Raw genomic sequence first — 24,054 nt, forward strand, 5'->3', positions numbered from 1 at the left:
AGCGGCATGTCAGTACTCCCCCAAGGCACCCAAGACCTCATCGGTAGCCATTACCGGGCACCGGACTACTTCGAGGTCGGACGCGAGAAGGTCCGCGAGTTCGCGGCCGCGGTGAAGGACGACCACCCGACGCACTTCAGCGAGACGGACGCGGCGAACGCCGGTTACGACGCGCTGGTGGCTCCCCTGACCTTCCTGGCCGTTGCGGGGCGCCGTGTGCAGCTGGAGATCTTCACCAAGTTCGACATCCCGATCAACATCGCCCGGGTCATGCACCGCGACCAGAAGTTTCGGTTTCACCGCCCGATCCTTGCGAACGACAGGCTGTATTTCGACACCTATTTGGACTCGGTGATCGAATCCCACGGCGCCGTCGTCGTCGAGATCCGCAGCGAAGTCACAGACGCCAACGGTGATCCCGTCGTCACTAGCATCGTTACGATGCTGGGGGAAGCCTCACACGAAGACGCGCGCGCTGAAGAAACCGTCGCCGCGGTCGCATCCATATCAGCCGGAAAGTAGGGTCGATTCCCATGTCACAGGATGAATCGCGTGGCACACAGCTGAAGCCGCCGGTCGAAGCAGTCCGATCCCACTACGACAAATCCAACGAGTTCTTCAAGCTTTGGCTTGACCCGTCGATGACCTACAGCTGCGCCTACTTCGACGAGAACCCTGACCCCAAGAACCTGACCAAGACGCTCGAAGAGGCGCAGTACGCCAAGCGCAAGCTCGCGCTGGACAAGCTCAACCTCGAGCCCGGCATGACGCTGCTCGACATCGGCTGCGGCTGGGGATCCACCATGCGCCACGCGGTCGCCGAGTACGACGTCAACGTGATCGGGTTGACGCTCAGCGAAAACCAGTACGCCCACGACAAGGCCAAGTTCGAGGAGATGGACAGCCCGCGCCGCAAGGAGGTGCGCATCCAGGGCTGGGAGGAATTCGACGAGCCGGTGGACCGCATCGTGTCACTGGGCGCCTTCGAGCACTTCGCCGACGGCGCCGGTGACGCCGGATTCGAGCGCTACGACACGTTTTTCAAGAAGTTCTACAGCCTGACGCCCGACGACGGCCGGATGCTGCTGCACACGATCATCGTGCCCAGCCCCGAGGAGGCCAAGGAGCTCGGGCTGACGGCGCCGATGAGCCTGCTGCGCTTCATCAGGTTCATCCTGACCGAGATCTTCCCGGGTGGCCGGCTGCCGCAGATCCCGCAGATCGACCACTACTCGTCCAACGCGGGCTGGAAGGTCGAGCGCTACCACCGGATCGGCAAGAACTACGTGCCCACCCTGAACACCTGGGCCGATGCGCTCGAGGCACACAAAGAAGAGGCCATTGCCCTGAAGGGGCAGGAGACCTACGACATCTACATGCACTACCTGAGGGGCTGCTCGGACCTGTTCCGCGACCACTACACGGACGTCTGCCAGTTCACCCTGGTCAAGTAGGCGGCGACGGGCGCTAGCCGAAGAAGATGTTGCGGCGGCCGGCGAGTAGGCGGTACAGCGTCTGCTGGATCGTCTCGCGCACCTGGTCGGTCAGCTCGAAGGTGACCATCGGGTCCTCGGCGTCGGAGGCGGCGTAGTCGTTCGTGTAGATCGGTTCGCCGAACGCGATGCGCCACTTCGACGGCAGGGGCACCAGGCCCGCGGGTCCGGCCAACGGGAACAGCGGGGTGATCGGGAAATAGGGCAGCCCGAACAGCCGCGCCAGCAGCTTGACGTCGGTGAGCATCGGGTAGATCTCTTCGGACCCGACGATCGAGCACGGGATGATCGGGGCCTTGGTGCGCAGCGCCGCGGTCACGAAGCCGCCGCGGCCGAACCGCTGCAGGCGGTAACGGTCCTCGAAGCGCTTGCCCAGCCCCTTGTAACCCTCCGGGAACACGGCGGTCAGCTCTCCCGCGGCCAGCAGGCGGTGCGCGTCCGTCGTGCAGGCCATGGTGTGGCCCGCCTTGCGGGCGGCTTCGCCGACCACGGGCAGGTCGAACACCATGTCGGCGGCCAGCAGCCGCAGGTCCCGCTGCGCGGGGTGTTCGTCGTGCACCGCCACCGACAGCATCAGCCCGTCGAACGGCAACACCCCGGCGTGATTGGCCACCACCAGCGCGGCGCCCTCGCTCGGCAGGTTCTCGATGCCGCTGACCTCGACCCGGAACCAGGACCGGAAGAAGAACCTCAGCAAAGGCCGAACGATGGCGCTGTTGAAGTGCGGATCGAAGCCGAACTCGTCGACGGTGTAGTCACCGGTGAGCCGCTGCCGCAGGAAGCCGGCGACCGCGGCGACCCGTTGCGCAAGATCGTTGAGCGGCGCCTCTGCGGTTGACGTCGCGCTCGCCGCGCGGCGATGTTCGTCGATTTCGCGGACGACCGCGGCGATTTGTTCGGCAGATGCGCGGCCCCGCGGGTCGGCGAGCATTGACGGGTGTTGACGGGACGAGTCCGCCCGCTGATCGGCTCTCCGGCGAGCCGCTACCCGACCCCTATTCGTATGCAGTGGAATGACGTTCGCTCTGGTTTCGCCCGCCACGATACCTACCTGCCCCCACCCCATGGAATTGCATTTCGGCTTCCCCAGCGCTGCGCTAACGCTATGGCGCGACCCTCCAGGGAGCGTACCCGATCGGGGTCGATTATGGGAGTCAAGCCACGGCCGCGGACGTAGTCGTCAAACGCCTCGGCCGTCGTCCATTTCGGGTGGAAGCCGAGCTCCGTGCGCATTCGCGTGGTGTCCATGACGCGGCCGTAACTCAGATAATTGAATTGATCCCGAGTGATTTCGGTATAGCGATTAGCCCGTCTCAGCGAATCCAGCGCCCATACCCCAAAACCGGGGACTGGCACCGGGATTCGGCCGGCCCGGCGGATGGCCTGCGACAGCATGATGATGCCGTCCGCGCCGATGTTGAACGTGCCGGCCTTGCCCGCCATCGCGGCGCGCTCCAGCGCGCCCAGCGCGTCCTGCTCGTGCAGCAGCTGCAACCGCGCGTCCCGGCCGAACATCGTCGGGACCAACGGGCCGGCCAGATACCGCGACAGCGTCGTGTCCATCGCGGGGCCGATCATGTTGGCCAGCCGCAGAATCGTCACCGCGATGTCGGGCCGGCGCCGGCCCAGCCCGCGCACGTAGCCCTCGATGTCGAGGCTGTCCTTGGCGAATCCGTCGCGGAAGGGCCGGCGGCTGCTGCTGTCCTCGGTGAACATCACCGGGTCGTGCGCCGTGGACCCGTACACCTCGGAGGTCGACTTCAGCACCACGCGGCGCACCGAGGGCGCCTTCTGGCAGGCCGCGAAAAGTTGCATCGCGCCCATCACGTTGATTTCCTTCAGCGCCGCGCTGCCGCCGGCTCGGGGTGCGTAGGACGCCGCCGCGGCGTGCACCACCGTGTCGACGTCGCCGTTGCGAATCACCTTGGCAATGAAGGGATTGCGAATGTCGGCACGGACGAATTCGGCGCGCCCCATGCGGCGCAGCATGTCCTTGCTGGGGGCGATCGCGTCCACCGCGATGACCCCTTTGATCAACGGGTTCTGGGCGAGCCGCGCGGTCAGGTAGCCGCCCAGAAACCGGCACGCACCGGTAACCAGCACAACTTTGGGGTAGTGCACGGTGCCGCTGGTGCCGGCACCTTCCCCGCTCGACTGATCCACTCAAACAGCCTAACGGGCTGGCGAGACGACGGCGTTAAGGCGGCGTGACGGTGACCTGGGCCGGCTGGCGCTTACTTGCCGAGTTTTCTGCGCTGCACCCGGGTGCGACGCAGCAGCTTGCGGTGCTTCTTCTTCGACATTCGCTTGCGCCGCTTCTTGATTACTGAACCCATGAACTCCGCTATCTGACCGGGGACTGCTCACATGACCAAAAGACCCCGCCACTTTACCCGGCCCGCAGCACCGAACACCAAACCGGCGACCGCGTGACGTCTCGACGGCCCGCGCGGCAGTCCCAGCTCAGCCCGCGTCGAAGTACGAAGTCTCCAGCATGTCGTGGACGGCCTTGGCGTGCACGCGGAAGGACCGGCCCACCCGGACCGCCGGCAACTCGCCGTTGTGCACCAGGCGGTAGACCGTCATCTTGGAGACGCGCATCAGCGCTGCCACCTCGGCGACGGTAAGGAACTGTGTCCTGGCCTGCTGGCCATCAGCGGAACCGGAGTCCCGCCCCTTAGCAGCGGAATCTCGCGCCGATGGCCCGTTCGTAGACGTCATCGCAACCCAATCGTGTCAGGCTCGCGCAATGCCAGCGGCTTCCCCTCCGCTGGCACCCACACGTGCATACAAAGAGGAGAATAGCGGGACTAGTGGGGTTAATGGTACTGGTGAGGGACAATCAATCCGGAAATCTCAAATTATTCCGATGTAATTCTTAGCTGCTCAGAGCGCCTTTTCGCGGCCTGGACGGCGGCGTCGACGGCCACCCGCAATCCGCCTCGCTCCAGTTCGCGCAGCGCAGCGGCGGTCGTGCCGCCGGGCGAGGTGACCGTCGCGCGCAACTGCGCCGCCGACGCGTCCGCCCGCATGCCCGGCGGCTCGCCCTCGATGGCGCGCTCGGCATCCATCCGCTCGAGCAGCATCGCCGCCGAGCCGGCCATCGTCTGCGCGGTCAGGTCGGTGGCGACCTGGCGGCTCAGGCCCGCCGCGACGCCCGCGTCCACCAGGGCCTCGACCATCAGGAAGAAGTACGCCGGACCGGAGCCGGACAGCGCCGTCACGGCGTCCATCTGGGACTCCGGAACGGTCAGCACCCCGCCGACGGAGTCGAACAGCGCCGACACCTCCTCGAGCTGGGGTTCGGTGACGAAGCGGCCCCTGGCCAGCGCCGTCACCCCCGCGCCCACCAACGCCGCGGCGTTCGGCATCGCGCGGACCACCGGCGTCCCGGCCGGCAGCTTGGATTCGAAGTAGGTGATCGTGATGCCGGCGGCGACGGTGACGAACACCTGCTCGGCACTGTCCGTCTCGGCCGCGCCAGCCGCCCGGACCAGCTCCTCGAGCACCGTCTCGACGTCGGCCGGCTTGACCGCGACGACGACGAAGGTCGCGTAGTCCACCGCCTCCGCGACCGACGCCAGCCGCACCGAATAGGTGTCCGCCAGGTACTTGGCGCGCTCGGGCACTCGCTCGGCCACCACCAGGTCCTTGACCTGCCGGCCGGCCCGCAGCAGGCCCGACAGCAGCGCCTCGCCGATGCTGCCGCCGCCGATGATCGCGATTCTCGCCATGGGAGAAAGCATTCCAGACAGCAAGCGCTAGCGAGCGGCAGGGACCAACGCCAGCTGGCGCGCCTGCACCACCAGGCGGCCAAGCTGGTCGACGACGATGTGGTCCTCGTCGAACCAGTCGTGCCCGATCTCCACGCAGGTGGCGATGATTCGCAGCCAGCCGTCGGCGGGCAGGGCGCGCAGGAAGGCGGTCAGCTGGATGGTGGGCGCCCAGCCGGTGCGGTCCACGGCGAACGTCACCGGCGCCGACAGATCCCCGCACATCAGCGCGAACAGCGCGTCCGGGGCGACGTCGCGGGGGCGCGCCCACATCTGGATCACCGGCGGGTGGCCGTCGCGGGGGCGCATCGTCGAGAGCAGCGGCCGCACGTCGCAGCCCTCGCCCAGGTGCACCAGGCCGGCCAGCGGGTGGCCGGGGCCGATCGGCTCGGCGTCGTCGGGCGGCTCGGGTGCCATCAGGTCCAGCACCGGGTTGGCCGACAGCAGCGGCGCGTGCGACCCGTCGGGGGGATAGTGCTCGGGCTGGCCGAGGTTGACCACGGCGTGCACCGCGGTGCGCTCGCCCTGCATGAGCTCGACGTCGACGACGCTGATCCGCCGGCCGCGCTTGCGGAAGGAGGTCAGCAGCCGCATGGGCCCCGGGTCCGGCGCCCGCAGGAAGCTCGCGGACACGGCCACGGGTTGCATGGCCCGTTCAGGGCCGTCGGGGTCCCGGCCCCACGCGGTCCGCGCGGCGTTGGCGCACAGCGCCAGCATCGCGCCGCCGTGCACCTTGGGCCCGATGGTCCAGTGCTTGTCGAGCTCGCCCTCGTACACGCCGGGGCCGGCCTCCCGCAACGTCATCGCGGTGGTGAATAAGGCGGTCATGTTCTCCTGGGTGGTCTGTCGCGGATCACCGCATCAGGTGGGTGCGCGCGAACTGCAGCGACTCGAGAAGCATCGCTTCCCGCTCGTGCGCCGAACGCGCGCTGGACGTCGACACCTCCAGGATCACGTGGCCGGCGAAGTGGCCGCCGGCCAGCATCTGGCACACCTCGGCGGTGGGTTGCGTGCCGTGCCCGGGCACCAGGTGCTCGTCGGCGGGCAGGCCGCTGCCGTCGCACAGGTGCAGGTGGGTCAGGCCCTCGCCCATCCGCTGGGCCATGTCCAGCGAATCGGTGCCCGCGGTCGCCGTGTGGGACAGGTCGAGCGTGTAATTCGCGTGGTTGCCGTCCAGCGGGTCGTAGGACGGCGCGAACGCCGAGATCGCCGGGCCGGGTCCGCCGCCCCGCCGGCGCATCCGTTCCAGCGACTGGCCGGCGCCGAAGAACCGGTCGGCCCGGAACGGGAACATGTTCTCCACGGCGACCTTGACGTCGCTGGACGCCTCCAGCGACGCGACCTGGTCGCTGAACCCCTCGGCGTAACGCCGCTGCCAGCGGAACGGCGGATGCACGACGACGGTCTGGGCGCCGAGCTGTTCGGCGGCCCGCACACTCCGGTCCAGCTTGGGGATCGGGTTGGCGCCCCACACCCGCTGCGAGATCAGCAGGCAGGGCGCGTGCACGGACAGCACCGGCACGCGGTAGCGCTGGGACAGCTTCTTGACCGCGGCGATGTCCTGGCTGACCGATTCGCTCCAGACCATCAGCTCGACGCCGTCGTACCCCAGCCTGTCCGCGTATTCGAAGGCGGCCTCGGCCCGCAACGGATAGACCGAGGCCGTCGATAGGCCGACTTTGATGGCTGGGCGCACTGTCGGTGGGTGGCGCCTAGCCCGACTGCAACGACAGCGCCAACGGTCCCAGGGTGATCAGCACCCCGACCGCGATGGCGATCAGGCTGCTGGCGATGTCCTCCGTCTTGCGGACCACCCGGACCCCCACCACCAGGCCGAGAATGACCAGGACCGTCAGTACCAAAGCCACGATGCTGTTCCAGCGCCACAGCTCGTCGAACGCGACGAACAGCCCGGCGCCGAACGCGACGGCCAACATCGACTGCAACACGATCAGCGTTCCGCGCCACAACGCCTGCAGCCTGCCGGGCGCCTCGTGCGCGCGCTCGGCCTCGATGCCCAGGTGGTCGTCGTCGCGTTCTTCTTCGGCGTGCGCGTCCGCGCCCCGCTCGGCGCCGCGGCGCCGGGCGACCTCGTCGGCCAGCGTCTGCCCGCCGAACAGCGTGGAATCCGACTGCAGGTAGGAGCGCACGTAGGCGGAATCCTCGGACGCAGGCTCGGCCTCGCGCACCTCGGAGTCCATCACGTCCACCGGGATGTCGGGGTAATGGTCGACCGGGTCGGGGCTCATGCCCTCGGCGCCGGACTGGCCGGTCCGGTCGGCGGGCACGTCGGCGTGCCGCAGGGGTCGGGGGTATTCGCTGCGCTCGGGCCCCGTCAGCCGTTGCGGCTGCGGCGGCGACTTGGGCCACCGCGGCTCGGGTTCGGACCAGTACGGGGCTTTGGGCTGCTCCTCGGTGACCGGCTCGGCGGTCTGGACCGTTGCGTTGGCCGGAGGTTCGAGGTGGTCGTCACGGATGACGGGGATCTCGCCGGTCAGTTCGGCGACGGTGACCGCGTCACTGTCGCCGCGCCGACGGCGGCGCCGCCGGGTGACCGACGGTTCGCCGATCGTTCCATTCCTGGCCAGGAGTTCGGCCACCGAGATCGGCCGAGTGCCAGGGCTCTCGGTCTCGGAGTGTGGTCCGCTCATGATTTGTCGCCCTTCGATCGGTTGGCGTTCCGATCAGCTTTCTGACCTCCAGCATCGCGCACCGAAGTCTCGACGAGTGCAGTTCCGTCGGCCTCGCTGTCGAGTTTTCGCAAGATGAGACCCTCCCGCAACGCCCACGGGCAAATGTCCACCTCGTCGATCGACAGCACTCGCATACTCGCCTCGGCCACCAGGGCGCCCGCCACGATCTGGGGCGCCCGCTCGGCGCTCACTCCTTCCAATTCAGCCCGGTCAGCGGTCGTCATCCTAGAGATGAAAGATATGAGTTGTCTGAGGCCGTTTGCTGTCAGCGTCCGCTTCACCCGCGGCCCGGCCGCCGACGGCGCCGCCCCGGTGAGGCGTGCCAGCGAACGAAACGTCTTCGACGTGGCGACCGCGAGATCGGGAGCGCCGGCGTCCAGCACCGTCTCGCAGGCTTCCGCGAGCTCGGCGTCCAGCCAGTCGCGCAGCATCGCCACGCGGCGCCGCCCGGGCGGGTCGTCGGGCAGCCATTCGCGGGTCAACCGCCCCGCGCCCAGCGGCAACGACAGCGCGACCTCGGGCTCCTCGTCGACACCGCTGGACAACTCCAGCGAGCCCCCGCCGATGTCGAGGTTGATGATTCGCCCGGCGCTCCAGCCGTACCAGCGGCGCACCGCCAGGAACGTCAGCCGCGACTCGTCGACGCCGCGCAGCACCTCCAGCTCGACGCCGGCCTCCTTGCGCACCCGGGACAGCACGTCGTCGGAATTCTCGGCGTCGCGGACCGCCGATGTGGCGAAGGCCATCAGCTCCTCGCAGCCGGAACTGTCCGCGATCTTGGCGAACTCCTCGATCGTCGAGACCAACTTGTCGGCGCCGCGCTTGGTGATCTTTCCCGAGCTGTCGATGGACTCGGAGAGCCGCAGGGTGGCCTTCGTCGAACTCATGGGTGTCGGATGCCCACCGCGGTGGGCGTCAACCACCAACAGATGGACTGTGTTGCTGCCCACGTCGAGCACACCTAACCGCACAGAAACAACCTAGTCGGGCGACGATGCACGCCGCGCAGCGGCGCGAGGAGGAGGCCGACAATTCAGCACAGCGGGCGACGATGCACGCCGCGCAGCGGCGCGAGGAGGAGGCCGACAATTCAGCACAGTGGGCGACGATGCGCGCCGCGCAGCGGCGCGAGGAGGAGGCCGACAATTCAGCACAGTGGGCGACGATGCACGCCGCGCAGCGGCAGCCGTGTGTCAGCGGCGTCACCAGGCGGAATCGTGGACTAACGTTGACCAAATGACGAATTCGCACCCGCAACCGGGTCAAGAGGTCGAATTGGACTTCGCCCGTGAATGGGTGGAGTTCTACGACCCGGACAATCCCGAGCACCTGATCGCGGCCGACCTGACCTGGCTGCTGTCGCGCTGGACGTGTGTGTTCGGCACCCCGGCCTGCCGCGGCACGGTCGAGGGCCGCCCCGACGACGGGTGCTGCTCGCACGGCGCGTTCTTGTCCGACGACGACGACCGCGCGCGGCTCGACGATGCGGTCAAGACGCTGACCGACGACGATTGGCAGTTCCGCGAAAAGGGCTTGGGGCGCAAGGGTTATCTGGAGCTCGACGAGCACGACGGCCAGCCCCAGTACCGCACCCGCAAGCACAAGGACGCCTGCATCTTCCTGAACCGGCCGGGCTTCGCCGGCGGCGCGGGATGCGCGCTGCACACCAAGGCCCTCAAGCTGGGCGTGGCGCCGCTGACCATGAAGCCCGACGTCTGCTGGCAGCTGCCCATCCGGCGCAGCCAGGAGTGGGTGACCCTGCCCGACGGCACCGAAATCCTCAAAACCTGGGTCACCGAATACGATCGCCGCGGCTGGGGCTCCGGCGGCGCGGACCTGCACTGGTATTGCACCGGCGATCCGGGCGCCCACGTCGGCGCCAAGCAGGTCTGGGAAAGCATGGCCGACGAGCTCAGGGAGCTGCTCGGAGACAAGGCCTACGCCGAGCTGGCGGCAATGTGCAAGCGCCGCAGCAAGTTAGGGCTCATCGCGGTGCACCCGGCCACCCGGGTCGCCGAATAGCCCGAGGCCCCGGCTCAGGCCTCATGAGTTTTCCTGTACGCCAACACCATTCGCAGCGCACTCGCGTTTAAGTAGCCCTCGACCGCCGCGGCGGCCGCCTCGGCGTCGCGCGCCAGCACCGCGTCGGTGATCGCCCTCAGGTCGGCCACGACCGGGGCCGCGTCCTCATAGGCGGCGGTGAGTTCGTGTTCGCGGCCGCCGAACGCGTGCTCGACCCAGCGATACATCAAACCCAGCGCGCGGTTGCGGCTGCCGTGGATGAGCACCCGGAAATAGGCGACATCGGCGGCCTGCAGGGCCGCGGGACCGTCGGCGTCGGCCACCGCCGCCAGCGCGGCGCGCAGCGCCTCGGCATCCTCCGGCGCCCCCCGCTGCGCGGCCAGCCGGCCGATCAGCGGGCCCAGCGCCGCCCGGATCTCCAGCAGTTCGGCCAGGAACTCCGGTCCGAGCCTGCGGACCAGCGCCTCCACCACCGCGGGGTGGGTGAGCGCCTCGGGGTCGCGCACCACGTTGCCGCTGCCGTGCCGCGCCTCGATGAGCCCCATCTGCTGCAAACGGGCCAGGCCCAACCGCAGCGAGGTGCGGTTCACGTTGAGCTGCTCGGCCAGCTCCCGCTCGGGCGGCAGCGTAGATCCGGGCGGAAAGGCGCCGTCGAGGATGGCATCGGCGATCGACGCGGCGATCTGTTCGTCGACCCGCTGTCGATCCGGCGGCTGCAGCGCACTTGACTGGTTCATTGGCTCAACCAATATAGTGGACGAACCGGGTGCGGGGCATCAAGCTCGCCCACGCGTCCCGATCGGAGGTGAGCACATGGACGACGAGATGCGATCGGCCACGGCCCCGCGCTGGCGGGGCAAGGCCGGCCGCCTGGAAGTCTGGTACGCCACCCTGTCGGACCCGGCGACCCACGCCGGGCTGTGGATCCACTGCGAGACGGTGGCCCCGCGGCACGCGGCGGACGCCCCCTACGCGCACGGCTGGGCGACCTGGTTCGCGCCCGACGGGCCGCCGCGCACCGAGCGGTTCGGCCCCGAACCCACGTCGCCCGCGGCGGGAGCCGCCTGGTTCGACGCGGCCGGAGTGCGCGCGTCCCACGAAAGGCTGGCCGGCAGCGCCGGATCGCTGGCGTGGCAGCTGTCGTGGAAGGACGCCGGCACGCCGCTGTGGACGTTCCCGCGCGCGGCCTGGGATCGCGAGCTGTTGCCGGGCGCACAGGTGGTCCTGGCGCCGACCGCCGAGTTCGCCGGGTCATTGACGGTCGCCGACGCCGCGGTGCAGGTCGACGGTTGGCGCGGCGGCGTCGCCCACATCTACGGGCACGGCAACGCCCGGCGCTGGGGATGGATTCACGCCGACCTCGGCAACGGCGACGTCATGGAAGCGGTTACGGCCGTCTCCCACAAACCGGGGCTGCGCAGGCTCGCGCCGATGGCGTTCGTCCGCTTCCGCATCGACGGAAAAGATTGGCCCACAAGCCCTTTGCCGTCGCTGCGGATGCGCTCGACGCTGGGCGTGCGGCACTGGCAACTGGAGGGGCGCATCGGCGGTCGCCGGGTGCTCATCCGGGTCGACCAACCCCCCGAGAGGTGCGTGAGCCTGGGCTACACGGACCCCGACGGCGGCCGCGCGGTGTGCACGAACACCGAGCAGGCCGACATCCACATCGAGGTCGACGATCGGCACTGGTTGGTGCTGGGAACCGGGCATGCCGAGGTCGGGCTGCGCGGCGCCGACGCACCGGAGATCAACGAAAGGATCCCCACGTGAGTTTTGCTCTCGACCCGCCCCTGCTCTTTGCCGCCGGAGTGCTCATCGAGCGGCAACTTCCCTCCGACCGCCGCGATCTGGCCGAGGCCGCCACCCTCGGGGTCTTCTTCGGCGGCTCGTTCGGTCTCTACAACAACGTGCCCGGCCTCGGAGTGCTGTGGCGGCCCTTCCGCGCCCGCAACGGGCGCGACTTCATGTGGAACAGCGGCGTTTTCGGCGTCGACACGGCGCGGGCGGGCTGGGCGCTGCACGCGGCGGCGGGCGCCATCTTCGCCACCTATCCGTTCTTCATCAAGTTGGGGCGCCGGCTCGGGCGCATCCTATGAGCCGTCTCGCCGCGTCGTTCGGCGCCGCGCTGCTCCCCGAGGAGTGCGGCGGCCCGGCACCGGCCCAGCTGGTCGAGCGCGTCGACCGCTACCTGAACCGGCTGCCCGCGACCTCGCGGTGGGCCGTGCGGGCCGGACTGCTCTCGGTCGCCGCGGCCAGCTACCTCACCAGCGGCCGCTCACTGTCGCGGCTCGACGCCGGCCAACGGGACCGGGTGCTGCGGCGGGTGGCGGCGCTCGGCCCCGACGCCGGCGCGGCGGTCGAGGCGATGAAGGCGGTCGTGTTGCTTGCCAACGGCGCGGAAACGTATGCGCCGGAACTGCTTTCGCGCGCCCAGCGACATGACATCGCACGTCCCGATGCGCCGCTGACCATCACCCCCTCGCCCGAGAGCCCCTCCATCGTCGCCGCCGACGCCGTCATCGTGGGGTCCGGCGCCGGCGGCGCGATGGCGGCCCGCACTCTGGCGCGGGCCGGCCTCGACACCGTCGTGCTCGAGGAAGGACGCCGCTGGACGGTCGAGGAGTTCCGCAGCACCCACCCGATCGACCGCTACGCCGGCCTGTACCGCGGCGCGGGGGCCACCGTCGCGCTGGGACGCCCGTCGGTGGTGCTGCCCATCGGTCGGGCGGTCGGTGGCACCACCGTGGTGAACTCCGGCACCTGTTACCGGCCGCCGCCCGGCGTGGTGCGGCGCTGGAGCGAGGGCTTCGGCCTGCACCTGGCCGATCCGGAGCGGCTGGCCGAGCGCCTCGACGACGTCGAGCGCACGCTGCGGGTGTCGCCGGTGCCGCTGGAGATCATGGGCCGCAACGGGCGGCTGCTGCTGGACGCCGCGACGACGCTGGGCTGGCGCGCGGCGCCGATCCCGCGCAACGCCCCGGGCTGCGAAGGCTGTTGCCAGTGCGCGATCGGCTGCCCGCGAAACGCCAAGTTCGGCGTGCACCTCAACGCGTTGCCGCAGGCGTGTGCCGCGGGGGCGCGAATCATCTCGCACGCCCGCGTCGAGCGGGTGCTGCACCGGCACGGACGCGCCCGCGGCGTGCGAGCCCGCCGGCCCGACGGCACCGCGCTGGATATCCTCGCGGACACCGTCGTCGTCGCCGCCGGGGCCACCGAGACTCCGGGCCTGTTGCGGCGCAGCGGTTTTGGCGTGCACCCCCGCCTCGGCCGAAACCTCGCGCTGCACCCGGCAATCATGCTGGCCGGGCGGTTCGACGACGACGTCGTCGCCTGGCACGGGGTGCTGCAGAGCGCGGCCGTCCACGAGTTCCACGAGTCCCACTGCGTGCTGATCGAAGCGACCTCCACGCCGCCGGGGATGGGCTCGATGGTTTATCCCGGCTACGGCGCCGAGCTGCTCGGCTGGCTGGACCGCGCGCCCCAGGTCGCGACGTTCGGGGCGATGGTGGCCGATCAGGGCGTCGGCTCGGTGGCCTCGGTGCGCGGCGAGACGCTGGTGCGCTACAACCTCACCCGGACCGACGCCGCCAAGCTGATGGTTGCGCTCGAGGCCATGGGCCGGCTGCTATTCACCGCGGGCGCGGTCGAGGTGCTCACCGGCCTGCCCGGCGCGCCGACCGTGGCGTCGCTGCCCGCGCTGCGCGACGCGCTGGCCCGAAGCGATGCCCGAAGCCTGCACCTGGCGGCCTTCCATCCCACGGGAACCGCGGCCGCGGGCGCCGACGCGCAGCTGTGCCCGGTCGACGAAACCGGGCGGCTGCGTGGAGTGGACGGCGTGTGGGTGGCCGACGCGTCGATCCTGCCCAGCTGCCCGGAGGTGAACCCGCAACTGTCAATCATGGCGCTGGCGCTGGGGGTGGCCGACGAAATCGTCGGCGCCGCACGATGATTCGATGTGAATCCTGGGCGCCCTGAACGCACAATCCCCGCCGTCAGTACACACTCGACCGCCCTGAATACGCACTCGTGGCGGTGGGCGGCGACGCGAGCGGTCAGCCCTCGAGCTTGTAACCCAACCCGCGCACCGTGACCAGGTGCACCGGGTTGGCCGGGTCGGCCTCGATCTTCGAGCGCAGGCGCTTGACGTGCACGTCGAGCGTCTTGGTGTCACCGACGTAATCCGCACCCCACACCCGATCGATCAGCTGGCCGCGGGTCAGGACCCGTCCGCTGTTGCGCATCAGGTATTCGAGCAGGTCGAATTCCTTCAACGGCAACGTGATCGTGTCACCGTTGACCGAGACGACGTGGCGCTCGACGTCCATCCGGACCGGCCCTGACTCCAGCACGCCGTCGCTGATCTCGGAGTCGTCGTCGCCGCCGCGGCGCAGCACCGCGCGGATCCGGGCGATCAGTTCGCGCGCCGAATAGGGTTTAGTGACATAGTCATCGGCGCCCAGCTCGAGGCCGACGACCTTGTCGATCTCGCTGTCGCGGGCGGTCACCATGATCACCGGCACGCTGGAACGGGCGCGCAGTTGCTTGCACACGTCGGTGCCGGACATGCCCGGCAGCATCAGGTCGAGCAGCACAATGTCGGCGCCGCCGCGATCGAACTCGGCGAGTGCTGCGGGTCCATCGGTCACGACCGTGGCCTCAAAGCCCTCCTTGCGCAGGAGGAATGCCAGAGGATCGGCCAGCGACTCCTCGTCCTCCACGATCAGCACGCTCGTCATCTACTCAATTCTTCCTCTCGTTGTGACCGGTTGGGCCGCACCTCACGACCCCGCGGTTGCTCGGGTTCCTCGTCGCCGTCCTGGTAGGCCGGAATCGACAGCGTGAACGTCGATCCGGTTCCCGGCTTGCTCCACACGCCGATGCTGCCGTTGTGGTTGGCCGCAACGTGTTTGACGATCGCGAGTCCCAGGCCGCTGCCGCCGGTGGCCCGCGAACGGGCCTTGTCGCCCCGGAAGAACCGCTCGAAGACGCGTTCCTGATCTTCCAGCGCGATCCCGATTCCGCGGTCGGTCACGGCGATCTCGATGTTGTCGCCCCGGCGCCGACGGCTGATCGAAACCGGCGAGCCCGGGGGCGAATAGGCGATCGCGTTGGACACCAGGTTGGCCAGCGCGGTCACCAGCAGCGTTTCGTCGCCCAGCACCCGCAGGCCGCTGGGCGCGTCGGTGCGAATCTCGATGTCGGCGTTCTCGGCGGCCACCTTGTGGCGTGAAATCGCCTCGGAGACAACGGTATCCACCTCGACGTCGGTGACGTTGGGCAACGGGTCGGCGCCTTGCAGCCGGGACAGCTCGATCAGCTCGGCGACCATGTCCCCCAGCCGGTTGGCTTCCACGAGCACCTTTTCGGCGAAGCGGCGAACGGTTTCGGAGTCGTCCGCGGAGGCCAGCAGAGCCTCGGCGAGCAGGGCCATGGCGCCCACCGGGGTCTTGAGCTCGTGGCTGACGTTCGCCACGAAGTCGCGCCTGGTGGCTTCCATCCGGGCGTAGTCGGACTGGTCGTGGACGAACACCACCGCGAACCGGCGGTCCTCTTCGCTGAGTAACCGCGCCTGCCCGTGCACCGAAAGCCCCGAGCGGCCCGCGGCGCGTTTGGGCGGCCGCAGGTCGAACTCGACGTCGACGCCGGTGAGCGCCTGCTGGGCGGCCTGCCAGGCCTGGTCGTCGAGCTGCCGATCACGAACCAGGCCCAATTCCCTGGCCCGGTCGTTGAGATAGACGACGTCGCGATGCGAATCCACCACCGCGGCTCCCAGCGGCATCAGCGCCACGATGCGTTGCAGCATCTGCGCGACGGTGATGCCCGTCCATTCGGTGGTGGATTGCTGACGGCGCTCGACCGCCCGCGGCGCCAGCCGGACCCCGGCCGCAACACCCACGGCCAGTGCCAGCACTGACAAGACCCCGGCCAGCAACAGCGCCGAGAACACAGTCACAACAAAATCCTACAAATTTGGTGAACGCCGCCCTAGCGGAGCGCGGCCAAAATCGGACAAGTCACACCCTACGCAACAGGTGTTCCGCTGCCGTTTACGCGATGTTTGGCAAAGGGGCCTTTAAAAGCTGCTGGTGGGCGCGGAGAAGCTCAGCCGCGCCCCTGGCTGGCAACGGCGGCGGCGCCGGCCGCGGCCGCCTCCGGGTCCAGGTAGGTCCCGCCCGGCAGCACCGGGCGCATGTCGGCGTCCAGGTCGTAGCGCAGCGGAATCCCGGTCGGGATGTTCAGCCCGACGATCTCTTCGTCGGACATCTCGTCGAGGTATTTGACCAGGGCGCGCAGCGAGTTGCCGTGCGCGACGATCAGCACCGTCTTGCCGGTCCGCAGGTCGGGGACGATGACGTCGGTGAAGTACGGCAGGAAACGGGCCACCACGTCGGCGAGGCATTCGGTCAGCGGGCCGCCGCCGATGTTGGCGTAGCGGGGGTCGGTGTCCTGGCTGAACTTGCTGCCCCGCTCGATCGGCGGCGGCGGCGTGTCGTAGCTGCGCCGCCACGTCATGAACTGCTCCTCGCCGTAGCGCTCCTTGGTCTCGGCCTTGTTCAGGCCCTGCAGCGCGCCGTAGTGGCGTTCGTTGAGCCGCCAGCTGCGCCGCACCGGGATCCACAGCCGGTCGGCGGTGTCCAGCGCCAGGTGCGCGGTGGTGATCGCGCGGCGCAGCAGCGAGGTGTAGAGCACGTCGGGCAGCAGGCCGTGTTCGGTCATCAGCTCGCCGCTTCGGACCGCCTCTGCCCGGCCCTTCTCGGTCAGCCCGACGTCGACCCAGCCCGTGAACAGGTTGAGGGCATTCCAGTCGCTCTCGCCGTGGCGGAGCAGCACCAGCGTGGCAGTGTCTCCCATGCCGGAAAGTCTCTCACGCGGCGCTGTTAGTCGTCGGAGTCGTCGTCGTCAATCAGATGGGCGAACGCCTGCAGGTTCTTCAGCGACTCCCCGCGCGACACCCGCCACTCCCACTCTTTCTGGATCGAAGAGCGAAAACCCAACTCCAGCAACGTGTTAAAGTCCGAGTCCACCGCCTCGAGCACTTGGCCGAGCACCCGGTCGATCTCGTCGGCGTCGACCGACGCCAGCGACATGCGGCCCACCAGGTAGATGTCGCCGACGTTGTCCAGCGTGTAGGCGACCCCGTACAGCCGGCGATTGCGCCTGAGCAGGAACCGGTACACGCCCTCGTGGTTCTCGTCGGGCTTGCGGCACACGAACGCCTCCACGCGCACCGAATGCTCGCCGACGCTCAGGATGGTGTTGGTCTTGAGCTTGCGTTCGCCCGGCAACTCCACCACCAGGCCCGGCAGGCCGCCGTGCGCGCCGGGGAATTCCGAGTAGGTCAGCCCGCTCGCCCGCAGCGTGTGCTCGATGACGGCCTGGACGGTCGTGTTCACGCGTCCACCCCGCGACGCGTCGTCCAGCGGCGGGGCTTGCGCATCGAGGCCCGGTCGCGAGACCGGCGCTGGCGCAAGGCGGTGAAGTCGCCGATCGCGCGCCGATAGCTGGCCAGCAGCGCGTCGGTGGTGTTGTCCCAGGAGAAGGTGGCCGCGTGCGCGGCGGCCGCGCGGCCCATCGCGTCGGCCTGCGGCGCGGGCAGGCGCAGCAGCCGATCCAGGGCGTCCGCCCAGTCGCCGACGTCGTGCCCGGCCACCAGCGCGCCGGAGATCCCGTCGCGCACCGCGACCGGAAGGCCGCCGACCGCGGCGGCCGCCACCGGGGTGCCGCACGCCTGCGCCTCGACGGCAACGAGCCCGAACGACTCCGAATAGCTAGGCACCGCAACAAGATTCGCGGCCTGGAACAAGGTCGCGAGGTCCGCGCGGGACTGCGGCGGCAGGAACGTGACCCGGTCGGTGATGCCGAGTTCGCCCGCCAGCCGAACCAGCCCGTCCGGCGAAGCCAGACCGCTGCCCGACGGTCCGCCGGCCACCACGATGCGCACCCCGGGCAATTTCGCGGCGGCGCGCAAGACGATGTCCGGCGCCTTCAGCGGCTGGATCCGGCCGACGAAGGCCACCACGTCCTCGTCGGGCGGGAGGCCGAGCGCGGCCCGCGCCGCGCGGCGATCACCCGGACGGAACACGTCCAAATCCACTCCGGGATGGACCACGTCGATGCGGGCCGGGTCGGCGCCATGAATCGAAATCAATTGCCGCGCTTCGTCTTCGGTGTTGACGATCAGCCGGTCCGCCTCGTCGACGACCTGCTGCTCCCCCACCGTGCGCAGCGGCGGCTCGGGCGCATCCCCGTCGGCCAGGGCCGCGTTCTTCACCGCGGCGAGCGTGTGCGCGGTGTGCACCAGCGGCACCGCCCAGCGGTCCCGGGCCAGCCAGCCGACCTGCCCGGACAGCCAGTAGTGGGAGTGCACGATGTCGTAGTGGCCCGGCTCGTGCGACGCCTCGGCGCGCAGCACCCCGGCCGCGAACGCGCACAGCTGGGTCGGCAGGTCGTACTTGTCCAGGCCCTCGAACGGCCCCGCCACGACGTTGCGGACCAGCACGCCGGGCGCCACGTGGGCCATCGGCGGATCGGCCGACGCGGTGGCCCGGGTGAAGATCTCGACCTCGATGCCGCGGCGGGCGAGGTGCAGCGCGGTTTGCAGCACGTAGACGTTCATGCCGCCGGCGTCGCCGGTCCCCGGCTGGGCCAGCGGTGAGGTGTGCACCGCCAACACTGCGACCCGGCGCGGGCCGTTCAGCCGGGGGACGTCGTCGTGCCGCACCCCTTCATCTTTACAGGACGGGCCGCTCCGCGGCCCAAGCGCGCCGTTCGCGCTAAGCGGACGTCTCGTCGGCGGCGACGTCCCGCAGCCGGGCGTCCAGCGCCCCGGCGCGGCGCATCGCGCCGAGCGGGTCGGCGTACAACCCGCCCAGCGACACCGTCCCGGCCCCGGCCTCCTGCACCCGGTTGCCGAACGCGGTGACGCGGATATCGCGCGGCGCCAGGACCGAGTTTGCGGCGAACGCGGCCTCCACCTGCTCCATCGCCTCGGGGTATTCGGTGAACGCCTGCCCACCGACCACCAGCTCGTCGGGGTTGAGCATGTCGCGCAGCAGGGCGACCGCCTCGCCGAGGACCCGGGCCCGCTCCGCCAGCAGCTCCCTGGCCTGCTGATTGCCGGCCCGAGCCACCCGCAGCAGGTCGGCCATCGCGGTCGCGGACCCGTTGATGCGGGTCGCCGGCGCGACGCCGGGAAGGATCTTGAGCCGGCGCGCGGCGGCCAGGACCGCTTCGTCGCTGACGGTGGACTCCAGCTGTCCGGCACCGCCAAGCAACTCGGAGTGGGCGGGCAGCGTGGCGATGGTGCCGGGGCCGCTGGTCGGGCAGTGCACCCGTCCGCCGATCACCAGCGCATAGCCGACGGTCTCGCGGGCGTAGACGTACAGGCTGGTCGGCGAGCTCGGCGCGAATCGCCGCAGGCCGAGCAGCAGCTCGGCGCCGGCCATGGCGTCGACGTGCGAGGCCACCGAGACGGGCAGTCCGAGCGCATCAGCCAGCACTGGGCCCACCGGCGCCTGCCGCCAGCCCAACCTCGGGTGGTCGACGTGTCCGGTGGCGCTGTCGACGGTGCCACCGATCGCCACGCCGACCCAGAGCGGGCGGCGCCGGTGCCAGCGCCTCAGGTACCGGCTGGCGCTCTCGGCCAGCGACGCCAGCGCGGGCCCGGCGGCGCTGAGCGGCGTCGGGGTCTCGACGGTGTCCAACGTGCGGCCGAACAGGTCGGTCGCCACGATGCTGGTGGTGCGCGCGCCGATGTGGATGCCGAGCGTCACGAACGGTTCGTGGTTCAGCTCCACCGGCACGCGTGGGCGCCCGATGGCCCCGGATACGGCCAGGTCGGCGCGCTCGCGCAGCAGCCCGGCGTCGAGCAGGGCGATCACCTGGCGGTTGACGGTGGCGATGCTCAGCGACGTGACGCCGGCGATGACGTCACGGCCGACCGGGCCACGCAACCGGACGGCCCGGAAGACCGAAGCCGCGGCCGAGTCGGAGATGTGCAGCGCCGGGGGCAGGATCTGGCGGTGCAACCGGAAGGGGGCCTTGCGGCTGGGGGAATGGGTGTGGGTGAGAGTCGTCGTGCGCACGAGATTCCTTTGTCCGAGTTCGAATGGCCGCTTCGGCCACGCCTGAAAGGTCAGGAGCGGCAAAGTGCGCGGCAACAACACGCACTCGCCGCGCAAAGACACGCGGCGGTGTTGTCGAACAGGGCGCTGAGGTGCACCCCGAGAATTTAGCACGTTTATTAGAGTTATTCCGATGAACGCAGTAGGGGGGCAACAGCGGGTCGCGGTGGTCACCGGCGCCAGCTCCGGGATCGGCGAGGCGACCGCCAAAGCCCTTGCGGCCCTTGGCTTTCACGTGGTCGCCGTGGCGCGCCGCGCGGATCGGATCCACGCGCTGGCCGACGAAATCGGCGGGACCGGCGTTGTGGCCGACGTCACAGACGATGCCGCGGTGCAGGCGCTGGCGGACCAGCTCGGACGCGTCGACGTGTTGGTCAACAACGCCGGTGGCGCTTGGGGACTCGAACCCGTCGCCGAGGCCGATCTGGAGCACTGGCGGTGGATGTGGGAGACCAATGTGATGGGCACGCTGCGCGTCACCCGCGCGCTGCTGCCCAAGCTGGTGGACTCCGGCGACGGCCTGATCGTCACCGTCACCTCGGTCGCGGCGCTGGAGACCTACGACGGCGGCGCCGGCTACACCGCGGCCAAACACGCCCAGGGCGCGCTGCACCGAACGCTGCGCGGTGAGCTACTCGGAAAACCGGTGCGGCTCACCGAGATTGCGCCGGGCGCGGTCGAAACCGAGTTCTCGCTCGTCCGTTTCGACGGCGACCAAGAACGCGCGGACGCGGTGTACGCCGGGCTGACGCCGTTGACGGCCGCCGACGTCGCCGAGGTGGTCGGGTTCGTCGCCTCGCGGCCGTCCCACGTCGACCTCGACCTGATCGTCATGAAGCCGCGCGACCAGGCCAGCGCGACGCGGTTTAACCGCCAGGGCTAGGCGAAGGCGTGGTGGTCGTCGGCGTAGAAGTGGGCGTGCCCGACAGCGTCGGGGCGTTCGACGGGGTGACCGGCGCGGTCACCGGGATCTGAGTGGCCGGCGGGTGCGCCGTCGGGGGCGGCAGCGCCGACATCGCCACCCAGGTGTCCCAGTCGACGGCCCAGTCCCAGATGTCGCCGTCGGAGTAGGACAGCTGGATCGAGCTGCCGGTCACCTCGACGGGGTCGCCGTAGATCGCGGTGCGGTAGTACTGCTCGGCGTCGGAGGTCGACAGGTTGATGCAGCCGTTGGTGACGTTGCTGTTGCCCTGCGCGCCCGCGCTCATGGGGTTTGCGTGGATGAACTCGCCGTTGTTGGAGATCCGCACCGCCCAGCGTTCGTGAGCGTTGGAGTAGCCCGCGGCCGGGTTGGACATGTAGAAGTCGGCGTACTTCTCGGTCACCACGTGGATGCCGTTGCGGGTGACGTTGCGCGCCTTGTCGGCCTCGCCGTAGCTGCAGGGGAAGTCCATGATGACGCCGGCGTCGGTGACGACCTGGATGCGGTGCGAGGAGACCTCGGCCTTGACGACCTGCTTGCGGCCGATCTGGAAGTGCAGCGAGATGTCGTCGGCGCCGAACGCGCCGTCACCGAACGGCCGCCCGTACAGCTTGGCGTCGACGTTGACCGTGGTGCCCGCCGGGTAGTACTCGCGCGGGCGCCAGTGCACACGCGCCCCCTGCGCCTCGTCGGGCAGCCACGCCCAGCTGCCCTCGACGGGGGGCGTGGTGGTGACGGTGAGTGCCTTCTCGACGGAGGCCTTGTCGCTGATCGGCGCGTCGAACTGGATGATGATCGGCGCGGCGACCCCGACGGTCTGACCGTCGGCCAACTGGAAGGCGCCGCCGATCTTCTTGCTCGGGCTCACGGTGGTGAACTTGCCGGTCACCGGGACCGCCTTGCCGTTGTGGCCGACGGCCGAACCGCTCCAGGTGTAGGTCGCGTCGTAGCCCAGCGGCTCGGTGGTCGTGTAGACGGTGCGGTCGGCGTTGAAGGATCCGGCGACCACCTTGCCCGACGAGTTCGTCAACGCCACCTTCTGGAACCAGCCGTCGCTGACCTGGACGCTGATCGGCGAGATCGGAACCACGTCGGAGGCGGCGTCCGCCGGCTGGAACTTCAGCTGGGGCGCCGGCGGCTCCTTCTTGGTCTCGGCTTGCTTGGCCGCGGTGCCCGCGCAGGCAGCCAACACGCTGGGGGCGAACACGCCGAGCCCCAGGGCCGCCAAGGCCAAGCGCCGGTTAACCGGCGGCGGGGTACTGGATGTGCTCACGACATCTAAAGATACCGGGAGAATAGACCCCAACGGCGCCACGACAATTCGGCGCCGACGCGCAATCACTGGGGATTTGCCGCTACAGCCTGCAGCCGAGCAGGACAGGCTCCGGTTCCAGTGTGATGCCAAACACAGCATGGACTCCGTCACGCACCGTGCGGGCCAGCGCGATGACGTCGTTTGCGGTGGCCCCGCCGCGGTTGGTCAGGGCAAGCGCGTGCTTGGTCGAAAGTCGGCAACGTGCCGCTTCATCGTGCGGATAGCCCTTGCCGAAGCCGGCACGCTCGACCAACCAGCCCGCCGCCAGCTTGACCCCGTCCGGCGCCGGGTAGTGCGGAACCGGCCCCTCGACGTCGCGGGCCAGCCGTTCGTAGGCCTCCGGAGCCACCACGGGGTTGGTGAAGAACGAACCCACGCTCCAGGTGTCGTGGTCGTTCGCGTCGAGCACCATGCCCTTGCGCGCCCGCAGCATCAGCACCGCCTCGCGCACGGCTTGCGGGTCGGCGCGCTCGCCGGCGGCGGCGTTCAACGCGGCCGTCAGCTCGCCGTAGCGCAGCGGCGCGCTGCGGCCCGACGGGTCCAGCACGAACTCCACTTCCATTACCGCCCAAGGGATTTCGCGCCCCGCATGGGACGCCTGCTTGAAGACGCTGGTGCGGTAGCCGAAGCCGAGCTCGTCGCCCGGCACCCAGCGCACCTCGCCGCTCTCGCGGTCCAGCACCCGCACCCGGGTGATGGTGTCGGACACCTCCGCCCCGTACGCTCCGACGTTCTGCACGGGCGTGGCGCCGGCCGACCCGGGGATGCCCGACAGGCACTCCAGCCCGCCCAGGCCGTGCTCGATGGACTCGACCACCACGTCGTCCCAGACCGCGCCCGCCTCGGCGCGGACCACGTTGCCGTCCACCGCGATGCCGTCGTTCGCCAGGCGCACCGCGGTCAGGTCGGTCAACGTGTCGGCAATCACCAGGTTGGACCCGCCAGCAAACACCAGCACCGGCGTCGCCCGGGCTTCCGAGTCAAGCTGACGCAGCACGGCGACCACCTGATCGGTGCTGGCGCAGGTGATCAGGCGTCGCGCGACCGGGCCGACCCGCAAGGTGGTGAACGGCGCCAGCGGCACCGCCTCATCGATACGCGCGCCGGCGAAGAGCGAACCGGCACCGCTCGAATTCATGGCCCGTAACGGTAGCCTGGCCAGCTATGCCGCATTCATTCGAGTTGTCGGCCGAGTACGAGGAGAGCGTCGAAGAGGTCCACCGCGCTTTCCAGGAGGAGGGGTACTGGCGGGCCAGGCTGGCCGACATCCCCGTCGACGAGGCGAGGCTGGAGTCGATGCGGGTCGGCGGCGAGTCCGGACAGGACGGCACCGTCGAGGTGGTCACGCTGCAGGTGGTGCGCAGCCACAACCTGCACGCCGTCGTCAAGCAGCTGCACCGGGGCGACATCTGCATCAGGCGCAAGGAAACCTGGGGTCCGCTCGTCGACGGCACCGCCACGGGCTCGATCGCGGTCACCATTCTGGACACCCCGGCGAACGTGTCCGGGACTGGGGAACTGGCGCCGATAGCCGGCACCGGGGGCGCCCGGCTCACCTCACGTATCACCGTCCAGGTGCGGATCCCGATCATCGGCGGCAAGGTGGAGCGGCTCATCGGCGCCCAGCTGGACGAGCTGGTGAGCCGCGAACAACGGCTGACCGCGGAGTGGATCGCCCAGAGCGCCTGAGGCGGGCCGCGCCTAAGCCGAAT

At 69.7% G+C, this 24,054-nt stretch carries 26 protein-coding genes and 1 pseudogene; 9 read left to right on the top strand and 18 right to left on the bottom strand.

Features of this window, described 5'->3' with window-relative positions; translation table 11 throughout:
* The first annotated feature begins 6 nt into the window (after nt 1-6).
* Together AC5Y4S_RS14035 and cmaA2 are read left to right on the top strand one after the other, a co-directional pair.
* On the top strand, nt 7-522 hold the full coding sequence (locus AC5Y4S_RS14035) for an FAS1-like dehydratase domain-containing protein (protein ID WP_500033365.1): 516 nt from the start codon (nt 7-9) through the stop codon (nt 520-522).
* Nucleotides 523-533: 11 nt separating this feature from the next.
* Nucleotides 534-1,454 (top strand): cyclopropane mycolic acid synthase CmaA2, encoded by a 921-nt coding sequence (cmaA2, locus tag AC5Y4S_RS14040; protein ID WP_068114101.1) that lies wholly within the window; start codon nt 534-536, stop codon nt 1,452-1,454.
* Between the two features lie 13 nt (nt 1,455-1,467).
* On the opposite strand, the gene AC5Y4S_RS14045 is transcribed toward cmaA2, so the two are convergent.
* The 9 genes and pseudogenes from AC5Y4S_RS14045 to AC5Y4S_RS14085 form a co-directional block, all read right to left on the bottom strand.
* On the bottom strand, nt 1,468-2,559 hold the full coding sequence (locus AC5Y4S_RS14045; RefSeq protein ID WP_068114098.1) for a lysophospholipid acyltransferase family protein: 1,092 nt from the start codon (nt 2,557-2,559) through the stop codon (nt 1,468-1,470).
* The gene (locus AC5Y4S_RS14050) at nt 2,541-3,656 is read right to left on the bottom strand and encodes an SDR family oxidoreductase (RefSeq protein WP_500033366.1); all 1,116 of its coding nucleotides are present in this window, start codon (nt 3,654-3,656) and stop codon (nt 2,541-2,543) included. The genes AC5Y4S_RS14045 and AC5Y4S_RS14050 overlap by 19 nt, the downstream gene beginning before the upstream one ends.
* Nucleotides 3,657-3,727: 71 nt before the next feature.
* Entirely contained in the window at nt 3,728-3,829 is a 102-nt protein-coding gene (locus AC5Y4S_RS14055; protein WP_003402602.1) for a 30S ribosomal protein bS22, read from the bottom strand.
* 127 nt (nt 3,830-3,956) lie between these two features.
* A complete protein-coding gene (locus AC5Y4S_RS14060; protein WP_067152205.1) occupies nt 3,957-4,214 on the bottom strand; it encodes a cell division/environmental response transcriptional regulator in 258 nt (85 codons plus the stop codon).
* A 140-nt stretch (nt 4,215-4,354) separates the two neighbouring features.
* On the bottom strand, nt 4,355-5,227 hold the full coding sequence (proC, locus tag AC5Y4S_RS14065) for a pyrroline-5-carboxylate reductase (protein WP_500033367.1): 873 nt from the start codon (nt 5,225-5,227) through the stop codon (nt 4,355-4,357).
* A 27-nt stretch (nt 5,228-5,254) separates the two neighbouring features.
* Nucleotides 5,255-6,094: a thioesterase family protein gene (locus tag AC5Y4S_RS14070; RefSeq protein ID WP_500033368.1), complete on the bottom strand. Its 840-nt coding sequence runs from the start codon at nt 6,092-6,094 to the stop codon at nt 5,255-5,257.
* 25 nt (nt 6,095-6,119) lie between these two features.
* Nucleotides 6,120-6,962, bottom strand: coding sequence for a sugar phosphate isomerase/epimerase family protein (locus AC5Y4S_RS14075; protein WP_500033369.1), 843 nt, complete (start codon nt 6,960-6,962; stop codon nt 6,120-6,122).
* Nucleotides 6,963-6,978: 16 nt separating this feature from the next.
* A pseudogene (locus AC5Y4S_RS14080) lies at nt 6,979-7,695 on the bottom strand (Rv0497 family membrane protein); the annotation flags it as partial.
* Between the two features lie 218 nt (nt 7,696-7,913).
* Nucleotides 7,914-8,930: a Ppx/GppA family phosphatase gene (locus AC5Y4S_RS14085; protein WP_068126571.1), complete on the bottom strand. Its 1,017-nt coding sequence runs from the start codon at nt 8,928-8,930 to the stop codon at nt 7,914-7,916.
* A 23-nt stretch (nt 8,931-8,953) separates the two neighbouring features.
* On the opposite strand from AC5Y4S_RS14085, the gene AC5Y4S_RS14090 reads away from it, so the two are divergent.
* Entirely contained in the window at nt 8,954-9,199 is a 246-nt protein-coding gene (locus tag AC5Y4S_RS14090) for a hypothetical protein (protein ID WP_500033370.1), read from the top strand.
* A complete protein-coding gene (locus tag AC5Y4S_RS14095) occupies nt 9,196-9,981 on the top strand; it encodes a DUF3109 family protein (RefSeq protein ID WP_085186176.1) in 786 nt (261 codons plus the stop codon). Before AC5Y4S_RS14090 ends, AC5Y4S_RS14095 begins: the two co-directional genes overlap by 4 nt.
* A 14-nt stretch (nt 9,982-9,995) precedes the next feature.
* On the opposite strand, the gene AC5Y4S_RS14100 is transcribed toward AC5Y4S_RS14095, so the two are convergent.
* Nucleotides 9,996-10,718 (bottom strand): FadR/GntR family transcriptional regulator, encoded by a 723-nt coding sequence (locus AC5Y4S_RS14100; protein WP_500033371.1) that lies wholly within the window; start codon nt 10,716-10,718, stop codon nt 9,996-9,998.
* A gap of 76 nt (nt 10,719-10,794) precedes the next feature.
* Here AC5Y4S_RS14100 and AC5Y4S_RS14105 point away from each other — a divergent pair, with 76 nt between their 5' ends.
* The 3 genes from AC5Y4S_RS14105 to AC5Y4S_RS14115 are packed head-to-tail and all read left to right on the top strand — an operon-like array spanning nt 10,795 to nt 13,930.
* Nucleotides 10,795-11,751: a tocopherol cyclase family protein gene (locus tag AC5Y4S_RS14105; protein ID WP_500033372.1), complete on the top strand. Its 957-nt coding sequence runs from the start codon at nt 10,795-10,797 to the stop codon at nt 11,749-11,751.
* Nucleotides 11,748-12,077 carry a hypothetical protein gene (locus AC5Y4S_RS14110; RefSeq protein ID WP_500033373.1) on the top strand — a complete coding sequence of 110 codons (330 nt, stop codon included), beginning with the start codon at nt 11,748-11,750 and terminating at the stop codon, nt 12,075-12,077. Before AC5Y4S_RS14105 ends, AC5Y4S_RS14110 begins: the two co-directional genes overlap by 4 nt.
* The gene (locus AC5Y4S_RS14115) at nt 12,074-13,930 is read left to right on the top strand and encodes a GMC family oxidoreductase N-terminal domain-containing protein (protein ID WP_500033374.1); all 1,857 of its coding nucleotides are present in this window, start codon (nt 12,074-12,076) and stop codon (nt 13,928-13,930) included. Before AC5Y4S_RS14110 ends, AC5Y4S_RS14115 begins: the two co-directional genes overlap by 4 nt.
* 103 nt (nt 13,931-14,033) lie before the next feature.
* Here the strand turns inward: AC5Y4S_RS14115 and regX are convergent, their stop codons facing one another.
* The 6 genes from regX to AC5Y4S_RS14145 all read right to left on the bottom strand — a co-directional run bounded on the left by regX (nt 14,034) and on the right by AC5Y4S_RS14145 (nt 20,066).
* Nucleotides 14,034-14,717: a two-component sensory transduction protein RegX gene (regX, locus tag AC5Y4S_RS14120; protein ID WP_046187060.1), complete on the bottom strand. Its 684-nt coding sequence runs from the start codon at nt 14,715-14,717 to the stop codon at nt 14,034-14,036.
* Nucleotides 14,714-15,934 carry a sensor histidine kinase gene (locus AC5Y4S_RS14125; protein ID WP_142282078.1) on the bottom strand — a complete coding sequence of 407 codons (1,221 nt, stop codon included), beginning with the start codon at nt 15,932-15,934 and terminating at the stop codon, nt 14,714-14,716. The genes regX and AC5Y4S_RS14125 overlap by 4 nt, the downstream gene beginning before the upstream one ends.
* Before the next feature lie 149 nt (nt 15,935-16,083).
* Nucleotides 16,084-16,833 (bottom strand): phosphoglyceromutase, encoded by a 750-nt coding sequence (locus AC5Y4S_RS14130; protein ID WP_500033375.1) that lies wholly within the window; start codon nt 16,831-16,833, stop codon nt 16,084-16,086.
* A 26-nt stretch (nt 16,834-16,859) separates the two neighbouring features.
* Entirely contained in the window at nt 16,860-17,375 is a 516-nt protein-coding gene (locus AC5Y4S_RS14135; RefSeq protein ID WP_066930865.1) for a type III secretion system chaperone family protein, read from the bottom strand.
* Nucleotides 17,372-18,703, bottom strand: a complete 1,332-nt coding sequence (gene mshA, locus AC5Y4S_RS14140; RefSeq protein WP_500033376.1) for a D-inositol-3-phosphate glycosyltransferase — start codon at nt 18,701-18,703, stop codon at nt 17,372-17,374. Before mshA ends, AC5Y4S_RS14135 begins: the two co-directional genes overlap by 4 nt.
* A 52-nt stretch (nt 18,704-18,755) precedes the next feature.
* On the bottom strand, nt 18,756-20,066 hold the full coding sequence (locus AC5Y4S_RS14145; protein WP_500033377.1) for an ROK family protein: 1,311 nt from the start codon (nt 20,064-20,066) through the stop codon (nt 18,756-18,758).
* Between the two features lie 172 nt (nt 20,067-20,238).
* On the opposite strand from AC5Y4S_RS14145, the gene AC5Y4S_RS14150 reads away from it, so the two are divergent.
* Nucleotides 20,239-20,988, top strand: a complete 750-nt coding sequence (locus tag AC5Y4S_RS14150; protein WP_500033378.1) for an SDR family oxidoreductase — start codon at nt 20,239-20,241, stop codon at nt 20,986-20,988.
* On the opposite strand, the gene AC5Y4S_RS14155 is transcribed toward AC5Y4S_RS14150, so the two are convergent.
* Together AC5Y4S_RS14155 and AC5Y4S_RS14160 are read right to left on the bottom strand one after the other, a co-directional pair.
* On the bottom strand, nt 20,972-22,342 hold the full coding sequence (locus tag AC5Y4S_RS14155) for a L,D-transpeptidase (protein ID WP_500033379.1): 1,371 nt from the start codon (nt 22,340-22,342) through the stop codon (nt 20,972-20,974). The two genes, AC5Y4S_RS14150 and AC5Y4S_RS14155, sit on opposite strands and share 17 nt — an antisense overlap.
* A 40-nt stretch (nt 22,343-22,382) precedes the next feature.
* Nucleotides 22,383-23,480 (bottom strand): UDP-N-acetylmuramate dehydrogenase, encoded by a 1,098-nt coding sequence (locus AC5Y4S_RS14160; RefSeq protein ID WP_500033380.1) that lies wholly within the window; start codon nt 23,478-23,480, stop codon nt 22,383-22,385.
* Between the two features lie 26 nt (nt 23,481-23,506).
* Between AC5Y4S_RS14160 and AC5Y4S_RS14165 the strand changes: the two genes are divergently transcribed.
* The gene (locus tag AC5Y4S_RS14165) at nt 23,507-24,031 is read left to right on the top strand and encodes a DUF2505 domain-containing protein (protein ID WP_500033381.1); all 525 of its coding nucleotides are present in this window, start codon (nt 23,507-23,509) and stop codon (nt 24,029-24,031) included.
* Nucleotides 24,032-24,054: the final 23 nt, after the last annotated feature.

It is taken from the genome of Mycobacterium sp. NGS64, from assembly GCF_059812245.1.